The sequence below is a fragment of the Micromonospora sp. NPDC005220 genome, assembly GCF_040607895.1.
Classification (GTDB): Bacteria; Actinomycetota; Actinomycetes; order Mycobacteriales; family Micromonosporaceae; genus Micromonospora.
The window spans coordinates 66063-87226 of record NZ_JBEXHP010000016.1 but is presented as its reverse complement, the minus strand read 5'-3'; the positions used below and the strand labels follow the sequence as shown (position 1 = coordinate 87226).

Sequence of the window (21164 nt, the reverse complement as noted above, 5' to 3'; positions counted from 1 at the left end):
CGCACGCATCCGCAGCGAACGCCAACACCGCTGGGGACAGCCGACCACGAAAGCCGCCTAACCAACCCCGCGAACGTTTGTGGTCACGGCACTAGTCAAGATCACCCGCTGGGGAACTGACTCCCCCGATCCGACTGCGACGGGCGATGGTAGAGCAGTTCATCGTCGAGACGGCCAACACCCCGCCCCGAGAAGCTAGGGCGAGCGCTCACCCGCTGAAGTATCCGCAAGCTCGCCGACCACCTGCGCGCCTTCACTCCACCCGACGGAAACGAGTCCACCGATCCTGATCGGGAGACAGAACTCGCCCGGATCCAGTACGTGAGCAGCTGCCTCCCGCAGCGGTTGTTCGCGTTCGACGAGTTCGGCCCCCTGGTGATCCACCCGCACGCCGGTACCGGTGAGCGCCCGCCGGGCACCCGCCCCGGCTACCCGCGAACTACCACAAGCTGCATGGAGTCCGGCAACCCCACGGCTGCTACTGCGTGGGCCACGACCATCTCTGAGGGGCCGAGCGGCGCTTTCCATTGCCTCCTCGGTCCGCGCTACTTGTACTGGCCCGGCACCCGACCAGCAATGGATCGGGCATTTCATCCACGCCCTCGATCCCGACAGACGGCCGTAGCGCGATCGCATCAGCTTCGATAGCCCCACCCAGGGCCCGCTGCTGTTTGGCAGGATGCCTCCGTTACCGGTACGTCAGTCCGATACACCTCATGACGTGAGGGGACGCTGTCATGCCTGAAGGGCTACACGGACCGAACGTCATCACGGCCGGGACGTCGCAGCTTCTCCTCGCCGTGGTCAGTGAAGGCGAGGCCGTTCACCTCGTACGCCGCAACAACCCGCCTAAGGCAGGCCGCGGCGCCCTGTCCGACGCACACTTCTACCAGGCGGACAGCGACCGGGAACTGATCAAGCGACGATACGACCTCGCCGCGCTTGAGGAACCGGTCTGGGCGCAGACGACGATGTGCGGTCGGGCCTGGTTGGTGATGGCCGGCGGTGATGGCGGACCCGTCAGCCGGTACCGGGAGCCGGCGTTTGCGCCAAGGTGTCGACGGTGTCTGGCGTTGATGGACCGTCTGTTCCCGGCTCCTGCGGTCGATGAGCGGGTGCCGGTCGTGGCGCAACTGGTCGTCGACCTGGTGCTGCGGCACGGGTACGCAGAGGTGCGGCGGGTGCCCGGCGATCAACTTTTCGCACTGCGCAAAGCCATTCGATTGCTGATCAAGCAGCAGATAGGCCAGCCGTGTCGGACCTTTGTACACAACGACCTGCTGATGGTGGTGTGCGAGTCGCTCGGTGACCGCGAGGCTGAAGAGCAGGCTGCCGCCGAAGCAGTCGAAGCGGCGCTGCTGGGGCGAGAACAACTGCCCGCAGCCCGGCCGGTACGGAACTGGGTTGTCTCGTGGAGCGCCTGGAAGCAAGGGTGACGCACTCGCTACGCACCTCCCCTCCCCCCTTGTGCCTGTGCCCGACTTGCCCGTGCTCCTCATCATGGGCACCGCAGGCGAAGGGATGTGACCGATATCGACGTTGAGGTCCTCAGCTCTTATGAGTCAGGCGAGCCGCCGTCTAGATGGGTACCGTCTCCGCAGGCGACGCACCGTCGATTTTGCTTGGTCGGCAGAGCAATTGGCTACTAGCGTCGCGGCCATGGTGGGCCTGGTGTTCGAAGAGCCGCGTATCGCTCGAGAGGGTGGAATCAGCCCGGCGGAACCGACGGTGAATTGGTTCTTGGAGTGCACCCGGCCGCAGGCCGCGCAGGGACGGCGCATCATCAACGAGATGTACTCGCGGTTCCCGGACCGGGATGGACGACTGCACGCCGAGCTGCGGGCGCCGGACGACACGCGGCTGTACAGCGCGCTCGACGAGCTGCTCGTGCACGATCTGCTGTCTCGCCGGTACCGGGTGAGCTACGAGGAGGGCTCTGGTACCCGTCCCGACTTTCGCCTCTACGCCGCCGACGGCTCGTACGTGGGGGCGGTGGAGGTTCTGACGCTGACGCTGCGCGAGGACTGGACCACGGAACAGCGCCGCCATGCCGTGCTGGTCGATGACCTAAACGCCCGGCTGACACTGACCACCCACTCAATCACTGTGGAGATCCGCCGGTGGGACCGCGCCCCCCGGATGCGCCCGCTCGTCGCCTGGATCGACAAGACGATCGCCCAGCTGCGCGATAATCCGGGCGCGTTGCCAGTCGAGGATGGTGTGCCCGGGACGATGTACCGCAGCGCAGCCGTCGACATCGACGTCCGTTTCCTTGCGTTGCCCGCCGGCTACCGCATCTGCGCCGACGACGACATCGTGGTCAATAGCGCGGCAATCGGTGGTCTTGTCGATTCCGCAGCGAGGCTGCGGCAGCGGCTCGAGGACAAGGCCGTGAAGTACGAGCTACGCGACAAGCCGTTCGCGGTCGTGGCTGGCATCCGTGACAGCATGTGCGACATCCGGGACGTTCACGAGGCCTTGACCGGCACGTCAGCAATCCAGATCTCGAGCGGAGCCATGATCCGTAAGGGTGACGGGTTCTTCGGCACCGGCCGTGACCGCACCGCCGGCAAGCACCAGCGGGTCTCGGCTGTCTTCTCGGTGCACGAGTGGTTCCCCGGTGGTCCCTACCGGCCGCGAATCACCCGGTTCGACAACCCCCTGGCGTCGTACGCCTTCCCCGCAGACGCGATGCCCTGCGGCGGCCACTGGGGCGTCACCGAGCAGACCCAGCAATGCGTACGGGCCGACTGGCTGACGCCGGCACAGGCCATGCTGCCCGCCTGAGTCCTCCACGGTCCTTGACGATCTCGCCATGGCGCGTCTGTCGCGACAGTGCGTCGATCTGCTTAGGGTGTGGCGCTGTCGACACCTGGTCCCTATCCGACGGAGGCATTTGGGATGACCGCCCCTGATCCCACTCACATGGTCAAATACTGCCGCGACGTGCTGCCCAGCATGCTGATCGAAGCATGCGACGTGGACGAGGATCTGGCCCACCGTATCGGCGACGACGTGTTGCAGCGGGCTGAGGCGCTGGCGGCTCTGCCGCAGCGTGAGCAGGACGTGTTGATCGCGCCGTTCGTCGAGGAGGTATTCGACCACGAGCCGCTGGCGTCACCGCTGGATCTGAGGGCCAAGGTCACCCTCGTGGTGCGAAACAGCCTGCTTGAGCAGGCACACCATGACGGCCCGCTTGGCAGCGGGATCATCCCGGCGACGGAGTACGCGGCCGGCCCGCTGTCGCATCTGCTGGCCGCGCGCCGCGGCCAGCCCGTCGCCGCTCAGGATCCGAACCCTTTCGCCGGGCTGGCGGGGCGCTATCCGCGTGCGTGGGCGTGTCTGGACGCGCTGACCGACACCTTCGCCGCAGGTGGCCGCGGTCCACTGCGCTCACCTTCGGCACCTACGCCCAGCCTGCCTTCGGGCCATGAGGTAGTCACGGCGCCACGGTCCGACGACGGCACGATGACCGTGTTCAGCGCGATCGACCCGCGCTTCGACCAGGGCCTGGTGGACCTGCTCGGGAAGGCCGCCGAAGGCGATTCCGTACTGTGCACGTCGGCGCTCAGCCGGTACTCGCGCAACAGCGAGAAACTGCACCGCATCCTCGAATTCCTTCTCGCGCACAGGGCCACAATCCTGACCACCAACTATTTGATCCGCCACACCGACGTCTGGGTCCGCCGCGGCGCGCTGGTCAAACCAGACAGCCGCAAGCCCTTCGCCGGCGTGCTCGACACCCAGGGACTGGCCGGTACTCACCGGAAGATAGCCGAGAGCGTCGCCGCGCAGCGGGGCCTGCGCTGACTCCATCAGGCGATTGCGCGTCGGCTTCAACACGTCATGATCAGCTTCGGATGCCGACGTTTCGGAGTTAGTCGAAGGGGTTGCAGCTAACCGCTAAGGCATGCAAGAGCGGTGGCAACGACCCGGCCCGGGAGCATCGTCGTCATGCCTCACTGACCTCGGCTTCGGCGGTGGCGGTCGACTTGGCGACGATAAGATCCGGATGTAACCCAGCCATGGCAAGCAGTTCGTGAGCGACCGATGCCGCGGCCAGGAGCCGTTGCGTCGATTGCTGCATCGCCGGGGACCACACGGGCTGCTGCTCACGGAGGGCCTTGCGCCTCTTGACTGCCGGGCAAGCCGCACCAGGAAGATGTAGGTCTCCGACGTGGCAGATCAAGGACACTTTTTATCGTCGGAGCTTCCGCAAGTTTGCATCCATCAGCCATGATGGACGTCGTGCCCAAACGACAGTTGACCGCCTGCGCGCTCCTTCTGATGATCGTTGTCTTACTAGTAATGATCTTTAGCGGGAGCCTCGACGGCGCGGCAGCGTGGGCAAACATCATCGCGTTACCGGTAGCGATCGCCGGTGTGATCTTAACGATTCGAAGCGCCAGCGGCTCGGCATCCTCGTCTAGCACTCAGGATCGCGACAGCTTGAGCGGCCCGGCGAAGTCGGGCAGAGCTAGCCCTGTGGTCAACCAGGTCGGGTTCAGTGGCGGGCGTCAGGCCAACGTCGCGGGCGACTACTTCGAGCGAGGCCATGATGACCGCGAGGGCAGGTGAGCGTGGTAGATCGGCAAACTGGCTTTGGTGGCGAACGTCAGGCCAACGTCAAGGGGTCCTACTACGAAGGGAACGTCGATAAGAGCACCCACACGCATCACCATCGCCACTACGCACCCAGGGCTAATGTCGACCTGAGGGAAGATGAGGCAACGGAGTCTGGCTCGGGAAGTGGCGCGGCAGCAGCCGCGGGTGGGGGTGGACTGGGCGTCGTCGTCGTCCTTGCTGTCTTGGGCTACTTCATCTTCGGCGGAAATGAGCCGTTCCCGGCGACGTCAGATCCCTGGCCGGCCGAGGTGAAGCAGGAGGCCGTCGTCGCGGCTGCAGGTGGCTGGCTCGACAAATGCGCGAAGTCACCGTATGCGACCCCGGCCAATTGCCCGCAATCCATCGTCGAGACCTCGGACGTCTCCAAGGTCCGTTGGGCCTTCTACGGCAACCCTCTGGAAGCTGCGGTCATTCACTACACCGAAGCGGAGAGCCTGTTCGACATGCTCGGGACTGTCATGGTGACGGCGGACTACACCGCTTCAAAGGATCTACGCCGGGTCGTGACGCCAGCGAAGTACTGGGCCAAGGTGAAGTGGGTCGATGGGAGGCTTGACGTCCAGGAAATCAAGGAGCACTCGGCCATAGGCGACCCCGATGTAGTGAAGCAGGATCCCAAGGTGCCTTGGGATCTGGTCGCCGCAAAACTGAGCGACGCGTTCACACGATGCGTGCGAGACGCCAAGTCGGCTATGCCGGCTGGATGCCCCGAATGGAGTCCGCCGTCGGGCGCCGAGAAGATCAAATGGTCTTCTGCGGGTGATCCACTCCTGACCGCTCGCGCTACCTTCGATCCGAAGTTCGCGATCTACCGCGTCAAGGGCACGTACGAGTTGGCCGTGCGCTACACCTGGCTTGGTACCACGAAGACCGACACTCGCAATCCCACCTACGAGGCTTGGATCGCTCCAACAGCGGCAGGGCCCGTGGTACTCCAGATCAAGGACACGACCACGGTCTAGGTCTCATCGTCATCTTTGCGCTTGAACGACGGCCCGGTCGATGCCCGGCCGAGTCGATGCTGTACAGGCGGGCTTGTCCGATCCCGCAGCACGATGCGACGCAGGTAGTCCTGCTCGACCAACCGACAGCCTCGGCCGTGCCGGCGCCGCAACTCAGAAGCGAAGCTGCTCTCACCCCAGCAAGAGTTACGCCAAACGCAGACGAGGATCGTGCGCGCGGCCGCTCGGGACGGAGTCGCGGCCCCGGCGCTCCCTCTCAGTCGGCGGGGCGTGCAGGGTCATGGGCGAAGTACCGCAGCCTGCGGGCGGACACCTTGGCATGAACCCATGCCCGCACTACGGACACCGCAACGCCACCCGCGGCCGCGTGCTGTGCACCGCTGGCCAGGTCAGGTCGCAGTCGATGTCGGGCAAGTTGGCATCGATGCGGTGAGCCTCGGGATGGATCGCCGCGAAGGCCCTCTCATCGCTGCCGTCGAACCTTGCCGCTTACAACCGGGCCGCTGTTGGTGGCCATGCGGATCTCGCCCACGCGGACCTCTCACCGATGATCATGGAAACGCGTGTACGTCGAGCATGGCGGAGCGGTGCGACAACACCACTGCTCGTACCTGTCCTCCAGCGGTCAGTTGAAGACCTGGTTGACCGTGATTCGGATGCGGTCAGGGTTGCTGTCGACGATAAGCCACCAGTGGTCGTCGTAGGGCACTTCTAGGACCACGGGAGTGAGGTCGTAGAAGCCGCCGAAGAACTCGTACTCGTCGCCGTCGACGTACACCTGGTACTCGTCGTCGTCCATGAGGCAGACCCTGGCGGTCGAGCCGCGCAGCCCGATCTCGAACAACGCGCCGGTGGCGCACTCACCAAGGTCCCAGTAAAGGTGATTCACACACCATGTGTAACGGATAGGGACGCCCCGTAGAAAGTCCTCCCAAGCGTGGCCTTGTCCACTCCGCAAACCACGGCCGCTCGGGCCCCGCTGACCGACGGAACCCGACGCACGGTGAGGCGGGCGATGACTGGGCGGTGTCAGTCGGGAGGAGAGACAAACCTTCTGAGCAGACCGTCCATCGACTAACCGCTCGGTGCCTCGACCAGGCTGGCCGCGAGTAGCAGCGGAGGGAACAGGGCTTGCTCGAAGCCGAACACCGACATCAGTGCCCCGGCGCCGCCGAGTCGCCGCGGTAATTCTCCTGTGGATGCAACCGGTCACGGTGATCCCTCGCGATCAACGGGGCTGTCCCAGCACCGCCGTCCGATACGGTCGATTCATTGATCAAAGAATTCGGTGACGTCAGACCCTTAAGCCTCCCGACCCAGGACGAGCAGCCTCTCAATCCCTGCAACAGCGGAGCTAAAGGCTGCCTGTCGCATCCCAGTCCGCATCCAACCGCTCGTTGGCCAACCGGCGCTCCTCCTCAATGACCTCTTGCCGCCGCTTCCAGTCCTCCACGACGTCATCGCTCGGCAGGAGCCGGACCGGCTCCCTATCACCGTTGCGGCGCCAGCGAGCCCTGCGGTTATCGGTAAACACGAACTCAAGGTCGAGGTGCCAGGGGTGACCAGGACAACCAGGGCCGATGTGCATCACGTGCCAAAGCTCTGGGGCATCAAGCCAGCCGTTGCGCTTCGACTTGCCGGGTCCGATCGTCCCGAAATGCAGGGGCAATCCCCGTTCTGGAAGAAAGACCATCACGGATGAGATTGGCTCGCCGCTGTGGTTGTCCACCTGAACGATCACCTGGTCATACTCGCGAGGCGGGGCGTTGGCAGGGCGTGGCAGATGGTCGTTGTCCCAGTGCACATTTGGCTCAGAGACGATGTCTGCGGTCACAAGCCGGGCAACCTGCCGCTGTGTCTCCTCCGCCTCCGCCCGAGCCCGATCACGGGCACGCAGAGCCGCCACCCCCGATACGACCACTGCGGCGACACCCGCCGCACCGGCAAGTATCGACCCGAATGAATCCTTGATGTCCCAAAATCCCATGCACCGAGGATGCGACCATCATGTTGATCTCCAGCAGTGCCCGGTGAAGAGCCAGCTCAGATGAGATTGGTGACGGGCGGAGCCGTCGGGTCATGTTCGGAAAATCTATCTCGGAACGCGGCGAGGTCGCCGTTGTCGACAACAGACTGCTGTCGCACGACAGGCCCTGACCGCCCGCGGCGAGCAAGCCGTCTCCGTCCGCGGGCACCATCCCGGGTAGATCATCCCTGGAACTCGAAGGTAGGCGGCGCGCCCCGGCGCGAGTTCGCGCAGACCGTCGGCCCATTCCCTCCATCACGAAGCGTCGGTCGGGTCCTCACCGTCTAGCGCTCCCACGTATACCCCCGTAAGTCACCTTGCCAAGGAAGCACCGATCGTCGCCTTGCACAGGTACGGCGGACAAGCCGAATGCGCGCCCTCGACGCGCCTATTAGTGATCGCCTTCGCCGGCCACGCGGGGGATCTGGGGTTGGTCGCTGTTGGCGGTGGGGAGAGTGGGTGCGTGGCGGGCCCGGTGTCGTCGGAGGGCGTTGCGCATGCTCGAGATGCAGGTCCCGCGGGCGGCATCGACCTGGTTTCGGGGGTAGCGGACCTGCAGGTTCATGTCGGCGTCGGTGGTGAGGACGGGCTGCTGCCATGCTTGCCGCATCTGCCCGCCGGCTTGGATCTTGGTGGCGCGGACGAGTGCGGCGTAGCTGGCGGCGACCTCGGGTGCCTCGATCTGCAGGAGGGCCTGGTGGTAGGCAAGCCGGGACTGGATCTTGCTGACCTCGTCGGTGAGGTCGTAGCGGGCTTCGGGAGTGTCACGGCGGCGGCGGATCCGGTACGGCATCTCGGCGTAGTCCTCGACCGCGTTGAGGGCCTCGGCGAACACCTTGGCCTGCCGCTCCCGGCGGGTCGCGCGCTGGTTCAGCGTGTAGGTGACCGAGGCGGAGACGACGCCGCCGAGGATCGCGATCACGGCGACGACGACGACCGCCGTCTGCGCGGCCGTCCAGCCGCTCTGCGCGGCTTGGGCGTCGACCATGTGCTGTCACCTCCCTGGGTTCGGGAAAGTCCGTGGGGTGCGTCTTCGAGCAGCCACACCCCGTCGTTCTGTCGCCAGTAGTTCTCGAGGAACAGGTGCTGGCGGGTCAGCTCGATGAGTTCGAGCAGCCCCTTGTCGTGGGTCCACCGCCGCTGCGGCGGGTCCAACGGCATCCACATGCACATTCATGTCAGCCGGCACCTGGCGTTCGGGGCGGGCGCGCACCAGTCCGGACGGAGCAGCGCACCCGGCCGCACATGCTCCCTCGCCGCACTCCGTGAGGTCATAGGCGTGTTCGCGCAGCAGGATCAGATCGCAGCAACGGTCGGGCTAGATCGGTTCCAGGCGGCAGGGCGGATGCCGAGGGCCATGAGGGTGCCGCCGTGCCAGCGGGATTTGTCGGTCAGGCGTCCGGGCCCGCCGTCGGTGACGCCGGCGGCGGCGATTTGGTAGCGGGCGTCCGGGTCCAGAGCGGTGAGCCGGAGCCACCGGGGAGCGCACTTGGCGTTTCCATGCTGGCTTGAACGATTATCACGACCTGGTCGTCGAGAAGATGTTGAATGGCGGAGCGCTCGGCGCCGAGCCAGCCTCCGCGCGAAGCTCATCCCGAGCAACGTCGGCCCACCGTCTCGGCCCGAGGCCGTCGAACAGTTCGGTGCTCAGCCGTAGCGCCTCCGCGGCTTGCCGCGGGCGTCGTTTCCGGCGGAGGCTCTGCCCGTACAGCGGTGCGGTCCTCTGGTGGTCGAACGGCCGGTGCACCAGATCCCGTGGCGGATAGCGCCTGCTCGTAGTGGCTGCCGTTGTTGCTCAGCAGTGTCGCGGTTCCAGTCGGCGCAACCTGCAGCGGATCGGGTTCAGGGGCGGCGGCGCTCGCAGTACCGGCGACGATCCGGTTCGCAACCGGGGGGTGGCGAACCGGAACGTCGGCCTGGTGCCCGTCCCGCTGTTGAATGGGGCGGCGTCCGCGATTTGATTTCAGCCGCGCGACCAACGCTGGTTGGCGCCGCCGGTGCAGGTCCAGATGGTAAGGAGGGTCCCGTTGGCGGTGCCGTGCGCCGTTGCGTCGAGGCACTTGCCGGAGGCGACGCTGACGACGGTGCCGTCGGCGTTGACGTTCCACTGCTGGTCGGTGCCGCCGGTGCAGTCGTCGATGGCGACCGCCGCCCCGTCGGCGGTGCTGGCGCCGCCCACGTCCAGGCACTTGCTGCCGTATACCTGCAGTTGCCGCGAACCGGTGGCGACCCACCGTTGGTTGGCGCCGCCGTTGCAGTCCCACAGTGCGACCCTGGTGCCGTTTACCTGGGTGGCGCCCGGCACATCGACGCAGCGGCCGGATTCCTGGCCCCTCAGGACAGCGACGGTCGCTGGCGGTGCGCCGTTGCCCAGCGCGGCGATGAGCGCGGCCGCGGAAGCGGCCTGCGTGCTGGGACTCCACAGGGCGAACGGCCCTACGAAGGAGTTGCCCTGCTGGCCGGCGCTGTTGGTGTTGTTGGCCAGGATGGAGTTGGCGGTCGTGGTGATGAACGCGTCGTACTCGGTGGTGTTGGTAGCCTTCGCCAGCGCCCGCAGGTAGCGGATGAAGACACCCTTGAAAGCCTGCCCGTCACCGGAGCAGTTCGGCTCGCACCCTTCGTAGAGCACGTTGTTGCGGTTGAAGCGGTTGACGCCGGCGGTGGCGATCGACTTGGCCGTGGTCAGCAGTGAGGTGTTGCCAGTGGCCCTGGACAACTCGATCAGACCCTGCAGGATGACGCCCTGGTTGTACGTGTAGAGAGAAGTACGGGGGCCGCAGCCGGGGAGGTTGAGTCCGTCGCGGACCAGGTTGTTGCTGATCAGGACGGAGTTGCGGAGCCAGTTCCATTCCTGATTGGCCCAGCCGAGGTACAACGTGTCACCGGGGATGCGGTTGTGCAGCCCTGCTGTCGCGGCGAGGAACAGCTCGTTGGCGATCGACGCCTTGTACTGGCGGTCCGTCTTCCAGTAGACGCCGCCACCGCACGTCGAGTCCCAGTAATCGTGCATGTACCTGACGGTGGTCTCGGCCATGTTGAGATAGCTCCGGTTGCCGGTGATGTCGTAGGCCTGGATCCAGACCAACGCCCACCAGCCGGTGTCGTCGACGAACTCGTTCGTGAAGTCCCTGTTCTTCGCGAACGCCTCGGAGATCGCGTAGTCGTACTGGGTATCGCCGGTCGCCTGGCGGTAGGTCATCACAGTGCTCAATGACACCGCGCTGGTCCACCAGTCGCTGCCAATCCGGCCGGTGGAGGGGTTGAAGGACTGCATCAGGACACCAACACTGTTTGAGGCCGGGATCGCCGCCGTCGCGCGGCCGGTGGCGCCGACACCGGCGCTGTCCGGCGTCGGGGTCGCCGCCGCCTCGGCGCGGCCGGCGACTCCGAGCAGTAGACCCACTGCGAGTGCTGCGGTTGTGAGGCCGGCCACTATTTTTCCCACGTCTGTCGTCCTTTCGGTTGCGCGACCAGCGCTGGTTGACGCCGCCGGTGCAGGTCCAGATGGCCAGGAGGGTTCCGTTGGCAGTGCCGTGCGCCGTTGCGTCGAGGCACTCGCCGGAGGCAACGCCGACGACGGTGTCGTCGGCGTTGACGTCCACTGCTGGTTGGTGCCTTCGGAACGGGCTGATGTGGTTGGCGAACCAAACGGAGAGGTCTGACATCAGTCATAGAAAATCAACCATGTAACGATGTCAACGTTGTCATGGCAGCAGATATAGCTGGTCACTGGATCAGTCACCGGACACGACCGGCGCGCCTCGCCAAGCATGGTCGGCATCAGCAGGTAAATGAACGTGTCGGTGCCATCGTCAATCCGCCGGAACAGCAGACCAGCAGCGCGGCGACCGAACTCGATCACTTCGTAGGTGACGAACGCGATCGGCCGGGGCAGAAAATCGGCCAGTAGCGGCAGCATCGGCTCGACGGTCTCCCGCCGCGCATCGGTCAAGTTCGGATACCGCTTTTGGGCCCCGGCAGCGGCGCCGTTTCCGGCGTCGCGGACATAGGCTATGCGAGAGCCAACGAAGGTCCAGGTAAGGTCGTCGGCTCCGTCACCCGGGCGCGACGAACCACCGACTGTTCGCCGCGCCCACTGGAAGTCGCACTGCTATGGTCTGGTCGCCGGGGTAACGGCTTGCATGATCACCGAGCCGATGATTTCGACCGTCCGGGTGTCGTCTCGGGGCATCGGCGCATCCCAACGGTTCCAGGTGAGGTTGAGGTCGGTACGCCGCGCGTTCCAGGCCGCGTCGGCATTGCGCCGCATCCAATCGTAGTATTCGCCCCACAGATTGTTTTCGCGCACGAACTCACCCATTCCTCGCGCGAACTCGGACTGCCAAGTTCCCTCGCGTTGATTACTCGTCATGATGCCGTTTGTCGTGCGGTCGCGAATGACCCAGTCGGTCGTCCGCTTGGCGTCATTGAAAATGCTTTGCCGCCTGTTGTTTCGATAGAGGGCCTGGGCGGCGCTGACAAAGGCGCCGGCCGAGTAAACGGTTTGCCCACCAGCAAGCCGGCCATCGGCCCATATCGTCTCGTGCACGGCTCCGGTGCTGCGATTGAACAGCGTCGCCCACACCCAATCAAAAATTGCCTGCGCTTTGTTCAGATACCCGCGGTCGTTGGTGGACTCGAAGATGAGGACGCCAAGAATGACCGCCGGACTGTTACTGAGAGCATTCTTGTCCCTCCTTCGAATGTCCCACCAGATGCCGCCGCCCAGGTTGGAATCCCACCCTCGGTCGTAGACCCGGTTGAAGGCGTACTGCGCCTGGTTCAGATAGGTTAGGTTGCCGGTGATCCGGTAGCCCCGGGCGAAGGCGAGTCCAGCCCAGAGCAGATCGTCGTTGTATTCGTTCCAGTTCCAGTCGTAGAGGCCGCCACCACCCCTGTTCTGCTGCAGGAACGTGTCGAGAAGGCGGCTGATCAGATCGCGGGTCGCCGGGCTCCCCGTTCTGTCGTACACGTCCTGGACAGCCTGGATGTCCAGTGCCTGACGCCAGAAATAGTCCTTTTCCCCGTTGTTCAGGGATGTTTTGTAATACCGCTGCGAACCGTTGCTGACGAGGAAAGCGTTGTTCATCGCCGCAAAAGCCGAGTCGAGGTTGACGGTCAGCACGGAGGCCGAATTCGGCTCCGGCGGCGCGGCGCTCGCCGTGCCGGCCGGCGTCAGCGTGGCGACCATGGTGACCGCCAGGGCCGCAGCCATTCCAGCGGACATGGAGGTGCGTCTGCTCATTGTGAAACCCTTCGGGTCGGACGGAGCCGCACATGCCGAGATCAGCGCCGAGCACTGTCCTCGAAAATCGTGCGGACGAAGGAGTCGCTGCCACCTTTCGGGGGGGCTGCAGGATATATGTGATTGATCGTCCGACGAGGATCGGCGGTTCACAATTCACCGCTACCTGCGCATGAACTATTACACCTCCGTTAAGTCGACATGTCAATCCCTTTACACATAGGCGTGAATTGATGTTGCAGCCCCGTCCGAGCGCGCGAAGTAGCGCAATCACAAAAATACAGAGATGGGCGGTGCCGCGAGCGCTCTGATGACCGCTCACGACACCGCCCACCAAGGCAGGCGCGCTATGCCGCTATAAACAAACCGTTCGCTACGAGATATTCGGTTGTGCGACCCGGACGTACGCTGGGGCATCCCACGCCTGCGTCCCGGGCAGTGCCATGACCACCGCGCCTGTGCCTCCTGCCGTGGTTACGCCGCGCAGTGCAGAACGGCGTCCGCCCAGTCGGCGTGATCGAGGGCGTTGCCGTCACTCGCATCGGTCACCCGCAGCTCGACCCGGTTCACCCCGGTCAACGGAACGTCCACCGCGACCGGGCCGTCGGTCCCGCTCACCCGCTGCCCGGCCCAGGCTCGGACGCCGTCCGCCCACACCTCGAAGACCACGCTGCCGCCATCGCCGACCTCGTCGTCGACGCCGGTCGCGGCGGTGAACGAGGTGCATCGACCGCCCAGGTGCACAACGACCGCCGAGTCGGCGTGCACACCCAGACCCCGGTCGTACGCCACTCCCCCGATCCGCAGGCCGGCGCCGTCCCCGGTGCCGTTCTCACCGTTGCTCGTGTTCTTCTCGACCGGACCCCACCCATTGCGGACGCGCACAAACTGGACGTCGGCAAGGGCGGTGTCACCGGCCGGCGGGGCCGGATTCGCCGCCACCATGCCCTCCGCAGTGCGGGCGTACACCCGGGCGTTGCCTGCCCCGGTCCCAGTGAGGCTCGCGTAAATCGGATACTCCCCGACAGCCGTGTTCGGACCACGGGTTACCCGCACCTCCCGGGTCGTAGACGCACCCGACGCCAAAGTGCCGACCTGTACCGGGCCGGCCGACCAGCCGGTGGGCAGCTCGACGGACGCGGTGAGATTGCGGATCGCCCCCGGGCAGGGATTGTGGATCGTCAGCTTGAGGGTGGTCGAGGTCTCCGGTTCCAGCGACGCCGCCGCCGGAAGGGTGGCGCGCGGCGCACAGGTCGCCGGTCCGTCCGGACGCCCGGCAACCGCCTCGGTCCGGGTCAATGGTCGCAGCAGCAGGGCGTAGGCATATTCCCGGTCGGCTGGGACCTGATACTGCGGCAGCACCGAATGGAACGTCTCGGCGACTCCGCTGACCGCGTGGTCGGCACGTAGCGTGAACTCGCCCGGAGTCCGCTTCAGGGCGAACGGGTACTGCGCCCGGTCAATGCCGGTGAACGGCGTGACGCCGACCGACAGATCACCCGCCACGAGAAGTCCGGACGAGCGGCCGTCAGAGAGCGTCGCCCACCGGACATCCTCGTGATTGCCGTACTCCTGAGGAGCGCTGTAGGCGACGTACTCCTTCTCGAAAGTCGAACGCCAGACGCCGACCGGGGAACCGTCGATCCGGTCCGGGTATGTCTCGCCCGGACCGCGACCGTTCCACACGAAAGTGCCGAGCTTCGACGGCAGCCGCATCTGCAGACCGATCCGGGGCAACATCGGCAGATCCCGCATCCTGCCGAACGGAGTCACCCGATGCGAGACCCGCACATCACCGTTCGCTGCGACCGCATACCGAAGTTCCTGATGGAACCCGGCGTCGGTCACGCCCGCGGCGGCCACGGTGCTCTGGATCGTGACGGTGGAGCCCGAGGTGCTCACCCCGGTGACCGTGCTGGCCAGGCGGTCAAGTCCGACCGACCGCCAGGCCCGGGCCTCGTCGACGTCGTTGCTGACCGGCGGCCGCCAGACGTCGAGCTCGGGCCCGCCGGTGAGCAGATCGGTCCCCCGAACCTTCATCGACGTCAGAGTCCCCGACCGCCGGTCGACGGTGTAGACGAAGTCGCGTCCGCTCAGCACGACGCCGTCGGCGGTCGTGCGCGTGGTCACGTCGCCGGTCGCCTCACGGGCGAACACTCCCGGAACCTGATCACCACCCAGCGGGAACTGCTCGACCGCCACCACGTGTCCGGCAGGCGCCCAGCCGGCGTCCTTCGCCAGAACTGCACGCGCAGTCAGGTGACGCTGGGCCTGCCGAGGATTGGCCGGCGGCGTGGGCAGATTGAGACGCGCGGTCGTCCCCGGCGCCACGACCACCGCGGCCGAGCCGGAGCGCAAGACCCTGTCACCCTCGACGTATTCCCAGCGCACCCGAACGTCTGCAGTGTCGGTGAAGGCACGCTCACTGGTCACTGCTAGCGCCCCGTCGGCGAGTGCGAACCGGATGGGAGCCTGCACGGCCCACAGCGCAGTCGCCTCCGGCTGCGGCTCGCGATCCGGGCGCACCATGCCGTCGTTGCCGGCTTCGCCCGCGCCGTACGACAGATAAGTTCCGCGGGTCCGGATGTTCTCGAAGTTCAGCGCAAGCACCGGGTCGTCCTGGACGGCAGGGTCGGCCAACTCGGTGGTGGTCAGGGCGCGGTGGTAAATCCGCACATCGTCAACCGCGCCGTGAGCCATCCGGGTATTGTTGGCGTTCTCCCGCATAGACTCGGCGTTGCGGCCAATGTTCACCGGCCACGCGGACCGCTGGATGGTCCCTGTCCACCGGGTCTCGCCCACGACCACGCCGTCGATGTGCAGACGCAGCACGTCACCGTCGAAAGTTCCGGACACCCGGTGCCACTTGTCGTACCAGTCGGCGGGAACTGGGGCCTGCACGGTGTGATAGGCGCCCTCGCCGTACACGAAGAACTCGAGTTGATCCTCGGTCTTCATCTTGATCGCGTACTGGGTGTTGCCCTTCGCGACGATGGTCAGGTCACCGGTCCAGGGACGGGCGGGTTTGACCCAGGCATCCAGCGTCAGGCCACGTGAAACCTCGTCCAACGTCGGATCCCGGTAGACCTCGACGAAGTCGTCCAAGCCGGAAAGCGCCAGCGCGTTACCGCCGTTCGGGCCCGGCACCGTGTCCGGCAACCCGTTGATCCACGCCTGGATGTCGTTGCCGGACCCGTCCGGAACAATGCGCAGTGGCTGCCGTAGCTGCTGGTCGACCCAGTCCCAAATGAAGCCGCCCTGCGCCGACGGATACTTGCGCATCACGTCCCAGAACTCCCGGAAGTTGCCGAGACTGTTGCCCTGGGCGTGGACGTACTCCCCCATCACGATCGGCTTCTGTGTGGTCTTCGCCTTGTCCTCCAGCGAAGCCGGTGACGGATAACGCGGCCCCCACACGTCGGCGAAGGGCGCGTCGCCGTCGGGACTGTTCGACTGGTGGTACAGCGGTCGGGTCGGCTCATTGCGGTCGGCCCACTCGGCCATCGCGAAATGTGCCGCGCCCAGCCCCGCCTCGTTGCCGGTGTCCCACATCAGCACACTGGGGTGGTTCTTGTCCCGTTGCACCATACCGATGAACCGGTCGAGGAATGCGTCCTTCCATTCCGGTAGGTCGGCCAGGCAGTTGGATGGGCAGTTGTCATGGTGGTGGGTCTCCACCTCGACCTCGTCGTCGATCCAGAGCCCGTGCTTGTCCGCGAGTTCGTACAGGTACGGGTCGCTGGGATAGTGCGCGGTCCGGATCGCGTTCACGTTGTGCTGCTTGAGGAGGTCGACGTCCTGCTCGAGCCGGGCCCGGGGAACGTGCCGGCCGCCGTCGGGGTCGGCATCGGCATGGTTCACGCCCCGCACCAGGATCCGCTTTCCGTTGACCAGGAGCTGCTTGTCGCGGACTTCGACGGTGCGGAACCCGACGGGCTGCCGCGTCACGTGGGTGACTCGTCCGGTGGGATCGAGTAACTCGACGACGAGTACGTAAAGATTGGGGGTTTCGTCCGTCCAGGGCAGCGGGTCGGCGACCGCGGCCTGCAGAGTGACCCTGCCCGGCTCGGTGCCGAGTTCGGCGGAGGCGGTCACTGTGGTTACCGGCCGGCCCTTGGGGTCGTACAACCGGCCGCGCACGGTGTAGGCGCCTGCCGGGCCGACACGAGCGGCCACGTCAACCACCGCCCGCAGCCCCGCACTCGCCGGGGTTGTCACGGTCACATCCCGCAGATACGTCTGCGGCGTCGAGTACAACCACGTGCTGCGGAAGATACCGGAGAACCGCCACTGGTCGTACACCTCCAGGTGACTTCCGGCGCTCCACCTGTGGACCTGCACGGCGATCGTGTTACGCCCCGGACGGGCCGCACCGCTCAAGTCAAACTCAGCCGGCGTGTATCCACCCTGGTCGTAGCCGACATACGTCCCGTTGACCCACACCAGGTAGGCGCTCGTCACCCCCTCGAAGCGAAGGAACGTGCGGCGGCCATCCCAACTCTCCGGCAGGTCGACCGTGCGCACGTAAGCGCCGGTCGGGTTGATGTCGCGCGGCACCGTCGGCGGTGCGTCCGGGACCATCTCGGTGACCAGGTTGCGAAACAGCGGATGGTCCAGACCATCCGACTGCCAGGTGTGCGGCACCGAGACTGTCTGCCAGTCCGACACATCGAAACCCTCGCGGTAGAACTCGCGGGGTACGTCCGCCGGACGGTCGGCCATCGACAGCCGCCAGGCACCGTCCAGAGATCGCATCCACGGCGAATCCTTGTTGCCGAGTCGCGCCGCCTCACCGTTGGCGTAGGGACGCAACTCGGCGTGCGGCGCTTCCTGATTCTCCTGCACCATCCGCGGATCGTCCAGGTAACGGTAGATATCGGAGGGTGCATCGGCCGCCGGACTCGCGGCGGCGACTCCACCGAGCGAGGCCAGCAGAACACCGACGACCGACAGGTTGACGAACCGGCGCACCGGCGGCACCTCCTACTCGAGCGACGCTTCGGACTTGTGTCAACGTTGTCACTTGTTCGAAAAGGTGTCAACGTTGTGCGTCAATGTCCGATGGTGACGGTCCTTGATGTTTCGTGGTCCAGGCAGTCCTGGGGGATCACGCACCGGCACTGCCGAGGATCCCGCCCGCCCGTTCTCCCGGGACCCGCTCAGACGACGCGGGGATATTGACTCCCTTGAACTTATGTGACAACGATGTCGCCATCGTCTTTCGCCGTTGACCCGGAGGTAACCCCGTGGCCTCGCTACTCCCCCGGCTGGCCGCCGCCGTGCTGCTGACAGCCGCCACCTTGGTCGTCGGTGTCAGCCCCGCCGACGCTGCCCCGGCGCCGGTCGACCTGGTGCGGCCATTCGTCGGCACCCAAAATTTTGGCAACACCTTCCCGGGTGCGAGCGCGCCGTTCGGGATGGTCCAGCTCAGTCCGGACACCGGCGGGCAGGGCGGGTACGACTATCAGCAGACGAGCATCTACGGCTTCAGCCAGACCCACCTATCCGGGGTCGGCTGCGGCGTTGCCGGCGAGTTGCCGATGATGCCGACGACGGGTGCCGTCGGCAGCGTCGACCCCCAGGTCTACGGCTCCGCGTACAGCCATGCCGACGAACAGGCGACACCGGGCTACTACCGGGTCGGCCTGGCGAAATACGGCGTGAACGCCGAACTGACCGCCACCGCGCGCACCGGCTGGCAGCGGTACACCTTTCCCGCGTCCGGTGCCGGGAACGTCCTGTTCAACACCGGCAAGGCCAACCAGAGCGTGTTGGATTCCGAAGTGCACATCGTCGGTGACCGCACGGTCGAGGGCCGGGTGCGCGCGGGCAACTTCTGCGCCGGCAAGGACGACCACACCGTCTACTTCTCGGCCAGCTTCGACCGGCCCTTCGCTTCCTTCGGCACCTGGCGCGGTTCGGCCCGCAGTGCAGGCGTCCGGGACGCGGCGGGCACCGGCGGGAACGGGGGCTGGGTCACCTTCGACCCGAGCGCCGACCGGGACGTCGTGGTGAAGGTGGCGCTCTCGTACACGGGACCGGATGGTGCGCGGAAGAATCTCACGGCTGAGACCGGCGGCTCGTACGACTTCGATGCCACCCGCGCCGCCCTGCGCGCAAGTTGGGCGCAGCAACTCGACGCCGTGCGGATCACCGGCGGCTCGGCCGACCGGCAGAGCGTTTTCTACACCGCGCTCTACCACTCGTTGCTGCACCCCAATCTCGCCGGGGACGTCGACGGGCGGTACATCGGCTTCGACGACAAGGTGCACACGGCGAGTGGCTACACGCCGTACCAGAATTTCTCGCTGTGGGACACCTACCGACCGCAGAACCAGTTGCTCGAGATGCTGACGCCGCAGGTCGCCCGCGACGTGGCGCTGTCGGTGCTGGCGATCGGGCGCGACGGCGGCTGGTTGCCGCGCTGGGCATTGGCCAACAGCGAGACCAACATCATGACCGGCGACCCGGTCACCCCGTTCCTGGTCGAAGCGTGGTCCAAGGGTCTGCTGGCCGGATACGAGCAGGAGGCGTACGCGCTGCTACGGTCCAACGCCCTGGGGAGGCCGCCGGCCGGCTCGCAGTACAACGGGCGCAGCGGCAACGGGTACTACAGCGACCGCGGCTTCATTCCGTCCGGACTGACGCTCGGCACGAACTGTGCGCACCAGGGCGGCGACAACGACTGCGCCCACCCTGCCTCGGCCACTCTCGAGTACGCCGCAGCGGACGCGTCGCTCGCCCTGATGGCCAGCGCGTTAGGCCGCGCCGACGACGCCCGGACGTTCACCGAACGCGGTCAGTGGTACCGCAACCTGTGGGACACCTCGATCAAACAGTTCCGGCCGCGGACCACCTCCGGGTCCTGGGTCACGCCGTACAACCCCGTCGACGCCGGCCACCAGTTCCACGAGGGCGGGGCCTACCAGTACCAGTGGCTGGTGCCGCAGGATCCGGCGGGGCTGCTGTCGCTGATGGGCGGCCGACAGCCGGGTGAGCAGCGACTCGACGACTTCTTCGCGTACCCGAAGCTGCTGGCCGATCCGGCCCGCACCGCCCGCACCGACTGGATCGCCAGCCCGTACGACTACTACAGCAAGGCAACCTACAACCCGAACAACGAGCCGGACCTGCTGGCCCCATACGTCTACCACTGGGTCGGCGCCCCAGCGAAGACCGCCACCGTGGTCCGCGCGGCGATGACCCTGTTCACCACGGGTCCAGACGGCATGACCGGCAACGACGACCTCGGCACGATGAGCGCCTGGTACGTCTTCTCCTCCCTTGGCCTCTACCCGACCATGAGCGGCGCGAACTTCCTGACCGTGAACAGCCCGCAGTTCCCCTCAGCCACCGTGCGCATCGGCGGATACGCCGACCGGCAGGGCGGCACCCTGACGATCACCGCGCCGGACGTCAGTGACACCCGCCGCTACGTGCAGTCCGTCCAGGTCAACGGGCGGGCGCACACCCCGAACTGGCTCACCTGGCAGACCATCGCGCGAGGCGGCACCATCGCGCATACCGTCGGCACGTCACCGTCGAGTTGGGGCACCGCCGTGGCCGACCAGCCGCCTTCGGTCAACACCGCGGCGTCGCAGACCTGCGCCGTGACCTCCGGCGCACAGTGCGGGATCGATCTCTCCGCCGTCCGGACCACGGACGGCACCGCCACCGTGGCGGCGACCGGAGAGGGCAACTTCGACGGCGGCGGCTGGAGCTATGACGCCGCGCTCCTTCCGCCGCCTGGCGCGGTGACCTGGGGCGGCGTGGTCTACAGCACGCCGCCGTCCGGGGGCACCGCCAAGAACTTCGTCCAGGCCGGCGGGCAAACCCTGCCGCTACCCACCGTCCGGCGCAGTACCCTGCGGTTCGTCGCCGCCGCCCACCATGGCCCGGTGACCGGCGCGGTAACCATCCGGTACACCGACGGCAGTACGGCCGCGGCCACGGTGACCGTCCCAGACTGGTGCGGTCCCGCCGGTGACAGCACGACGGTGCTCGCCATGCCGCACCGAATCAAGGCCGGTCAAGGCCTCGACGGGCCGCCGGTCAACCTGTTCGGCGTGGCCGTCGCGCTGAACCCGGGCAAGGAACTGCGTTCGGTGACCCTCCCCGACGACCCACGGATCCAGCTGTACGCCCTCACTCTTCAATGACACCTGGAGCCTCCATGCGATCACGAGAAAGCCCCGAGTGCCTCGACGAGGTTGGCCACGGCACCACTAACAGCACCGTACTCAACCTCTCAACCGGCAACGGCGGCACCGAGCAAAGATGGTCCCGTAGCTGACCGACCGTCGGG

The 21164-nt window shown here is 66.2% G+C and carries 13 protein-coding genes and 2 pseudogenes; 6 read left to right on the top strand and 9 right to left on the bottom strand.

Annotated elements, in window-relative coordinates; translation table 11 throughout:
* Positions 1-737 precede the first annotated feature (737 nt).
* From ABZU52_RS10380 to ABZU52_RS10360, 5 genes are all read left to right on the top strand, one after another.
* Complete coding sequence (locus tag ABZU52_RS10380) at positions 738-1436, top strand: hypothetical protein (protein ID WP_354970756.1); 699 nt, start codon at positions 738-740, stop codon at positions 1434-1436.
* Between the two features lie 223 nt (positions 1437-1659).
* The gene (locus tag ABZU52_RS10375) at positions 1660-2787 is read left to right on the top strand and encodes a hypothetical protein (protein WP_354970755.1); all 1128 of its coding nucleotides are present in this window, start codon (positions 1660-1662) and stop codon (positions 2785-2787) included.
* 114 nt (positions 2788-2901) lie between these two features.
* Entirely contained in the window at positions 2902-3810 is a 909-nt protein-coding gene (locus ABZU52_RS10370; RefSeq protein ID WP_354970754.1) for a hypothetical protein, read from the top strand.
* A gap of 426 nt (positions 3811-4236) precedes the next feature.
* The gene (locus tag ABZU52_RS10365) at positions 4237-4578 is read left to right on the top strand and encodes a hypothetical protein (RefSeq protein ID WP_328848577.1); all 342 of its coding nucleotides are present in this window, start codon (positions 4237-4239) and stop codon (positions 4576-4578) included.
* Positions 4575-5588 carry a hypothetical protein gene (locus tag ABZU52_RS10360; protein ID WP_354970753.1) on the top strand — a complete coding sequence of 338 codons (1014 nt, stop codon included), beginning with the start codon at positions 4575-4577 and terminating at the stop codon, positions 5586-5588. The genes ABZU52_RS10365 and ABZU52_RS10360 overlap by 4 nt, the downstream gene beginning before the upstream one ends.
* 77 nt (positions 5589-5665) lie before the next feature.
* Here ABZU52_RS10360 and ABZU52_RS10355 read toward each other — a convergent pair.
* The 9 genes and pseudogenes from ABZU52_RS10355 to ABZU52_RS10315 all read right to left on the bottom strand — a co-directional run.
* Positions 5666-5797: pseudogene (locus ABZU52_RS10355) on the bottom strand (kinase); the annotation flags it as partial.
* Between the two features lie 416 nt (positions 5798-6213).
* Entirely contained in the window at positions 6214-6477 is a 264-nt protein-coding gene (locus tag ABZU52_RS10350; RefSeq protein ID WP_354970752.1) for a DUF1883 domain-containing protein, read from the bottom strand.
* Positions 6478-6942: 465 nt separating this feature from the next.
* A complete protein-coding gene (locus ABZU52_RS10345) occupies positions 6943-7575 on the bottom strand; it encodes a hypothetical protein (RefSeq protein WP_354970751.1) in 633 nt (210 codons plus the stop codon).
* A gap of 430 nt (positions 7576-8005) precedes the next feature.
* The gene (locus ABZU52_RS10340) at positions 8006-8602 is read right to left on the bottom strand and encodes a hypothetical protein (protein ID WP_354970750.1); all 597 of its coding nucleotides are present in this window, start codon (positions 8600-8602) and stop codon (positions 8006-8008) included.
* Positions 8603-9577: 975 nt separating this feature from the next.
* Entirely contained in the window at positions 9578-11017 is a 1440-nt protein-coding gene (locus ABZU52_RS10335) for a glycoside hydrolase family 76 protein (RefSeq protein WP_354970749.1), read from the bottom strand.
* Positions 11018-11129: 112 nt separating this feature from the next.
* Positions 11130-11279: pseudogene (locus ABZU52_RS10330) on the bottom strand (hypothetical protein); the annotation flags it as partial.
* Positions 11279-11566, bottom strand: coding sequence for a hypothetical protein (locus ABZU52_RS10325; protein ID WP_354970748.1), 288 nt, complete (start codon positions 11564-11566; stop codon positions 11279-11281). The gene ABZU52_RS10325 and the pseudogene ABZU52_RS10330, both read right to left, overlap by 1 nt.
* A gap of 159 nt (positions 11567-11725) precedes the next feature.
* Entirely contained in the window at positions 11726-12859 is a 1134-nt protein-coding gene (locus ABZU52_RS10320; protein WP_354970747.1) for a glycoside hydrolase family 76 protein, read from the bottom strand.
* A 474-nt stretch (positions 12860-13333) separates the two neighbouring features.
* Positions 13334-17830, bottom strand: coding sequence for a glycoside hydrolase family 2 TIM barrel-domain containing protein (locus tag ABZU52_RS10315; RefSeq protein WP_354970746.1), 4497 nt, complete (start codon positions 17828-17830; stop codon positions 13334-13336).
* Positions 17831-18105: 275 nt separating this feature from the next.
* On the opposite strand from ABZU52_RS10315, the gene ABZU52_RS10310 reads away from it, so the two are divergent.
* Positions 18106-21018, top strand: a complete 2913-nt coding sequence (locus ABZU52_RS10310) for a GH92 family glycosyl hydrolase (protein ID WP_354970745.1) — start codon at positions 18106-18108, stop codon at positions 21016-21018.
* The last annotated feature ends 146 nt before the right edge of the window (positions 21019-21164 follow it).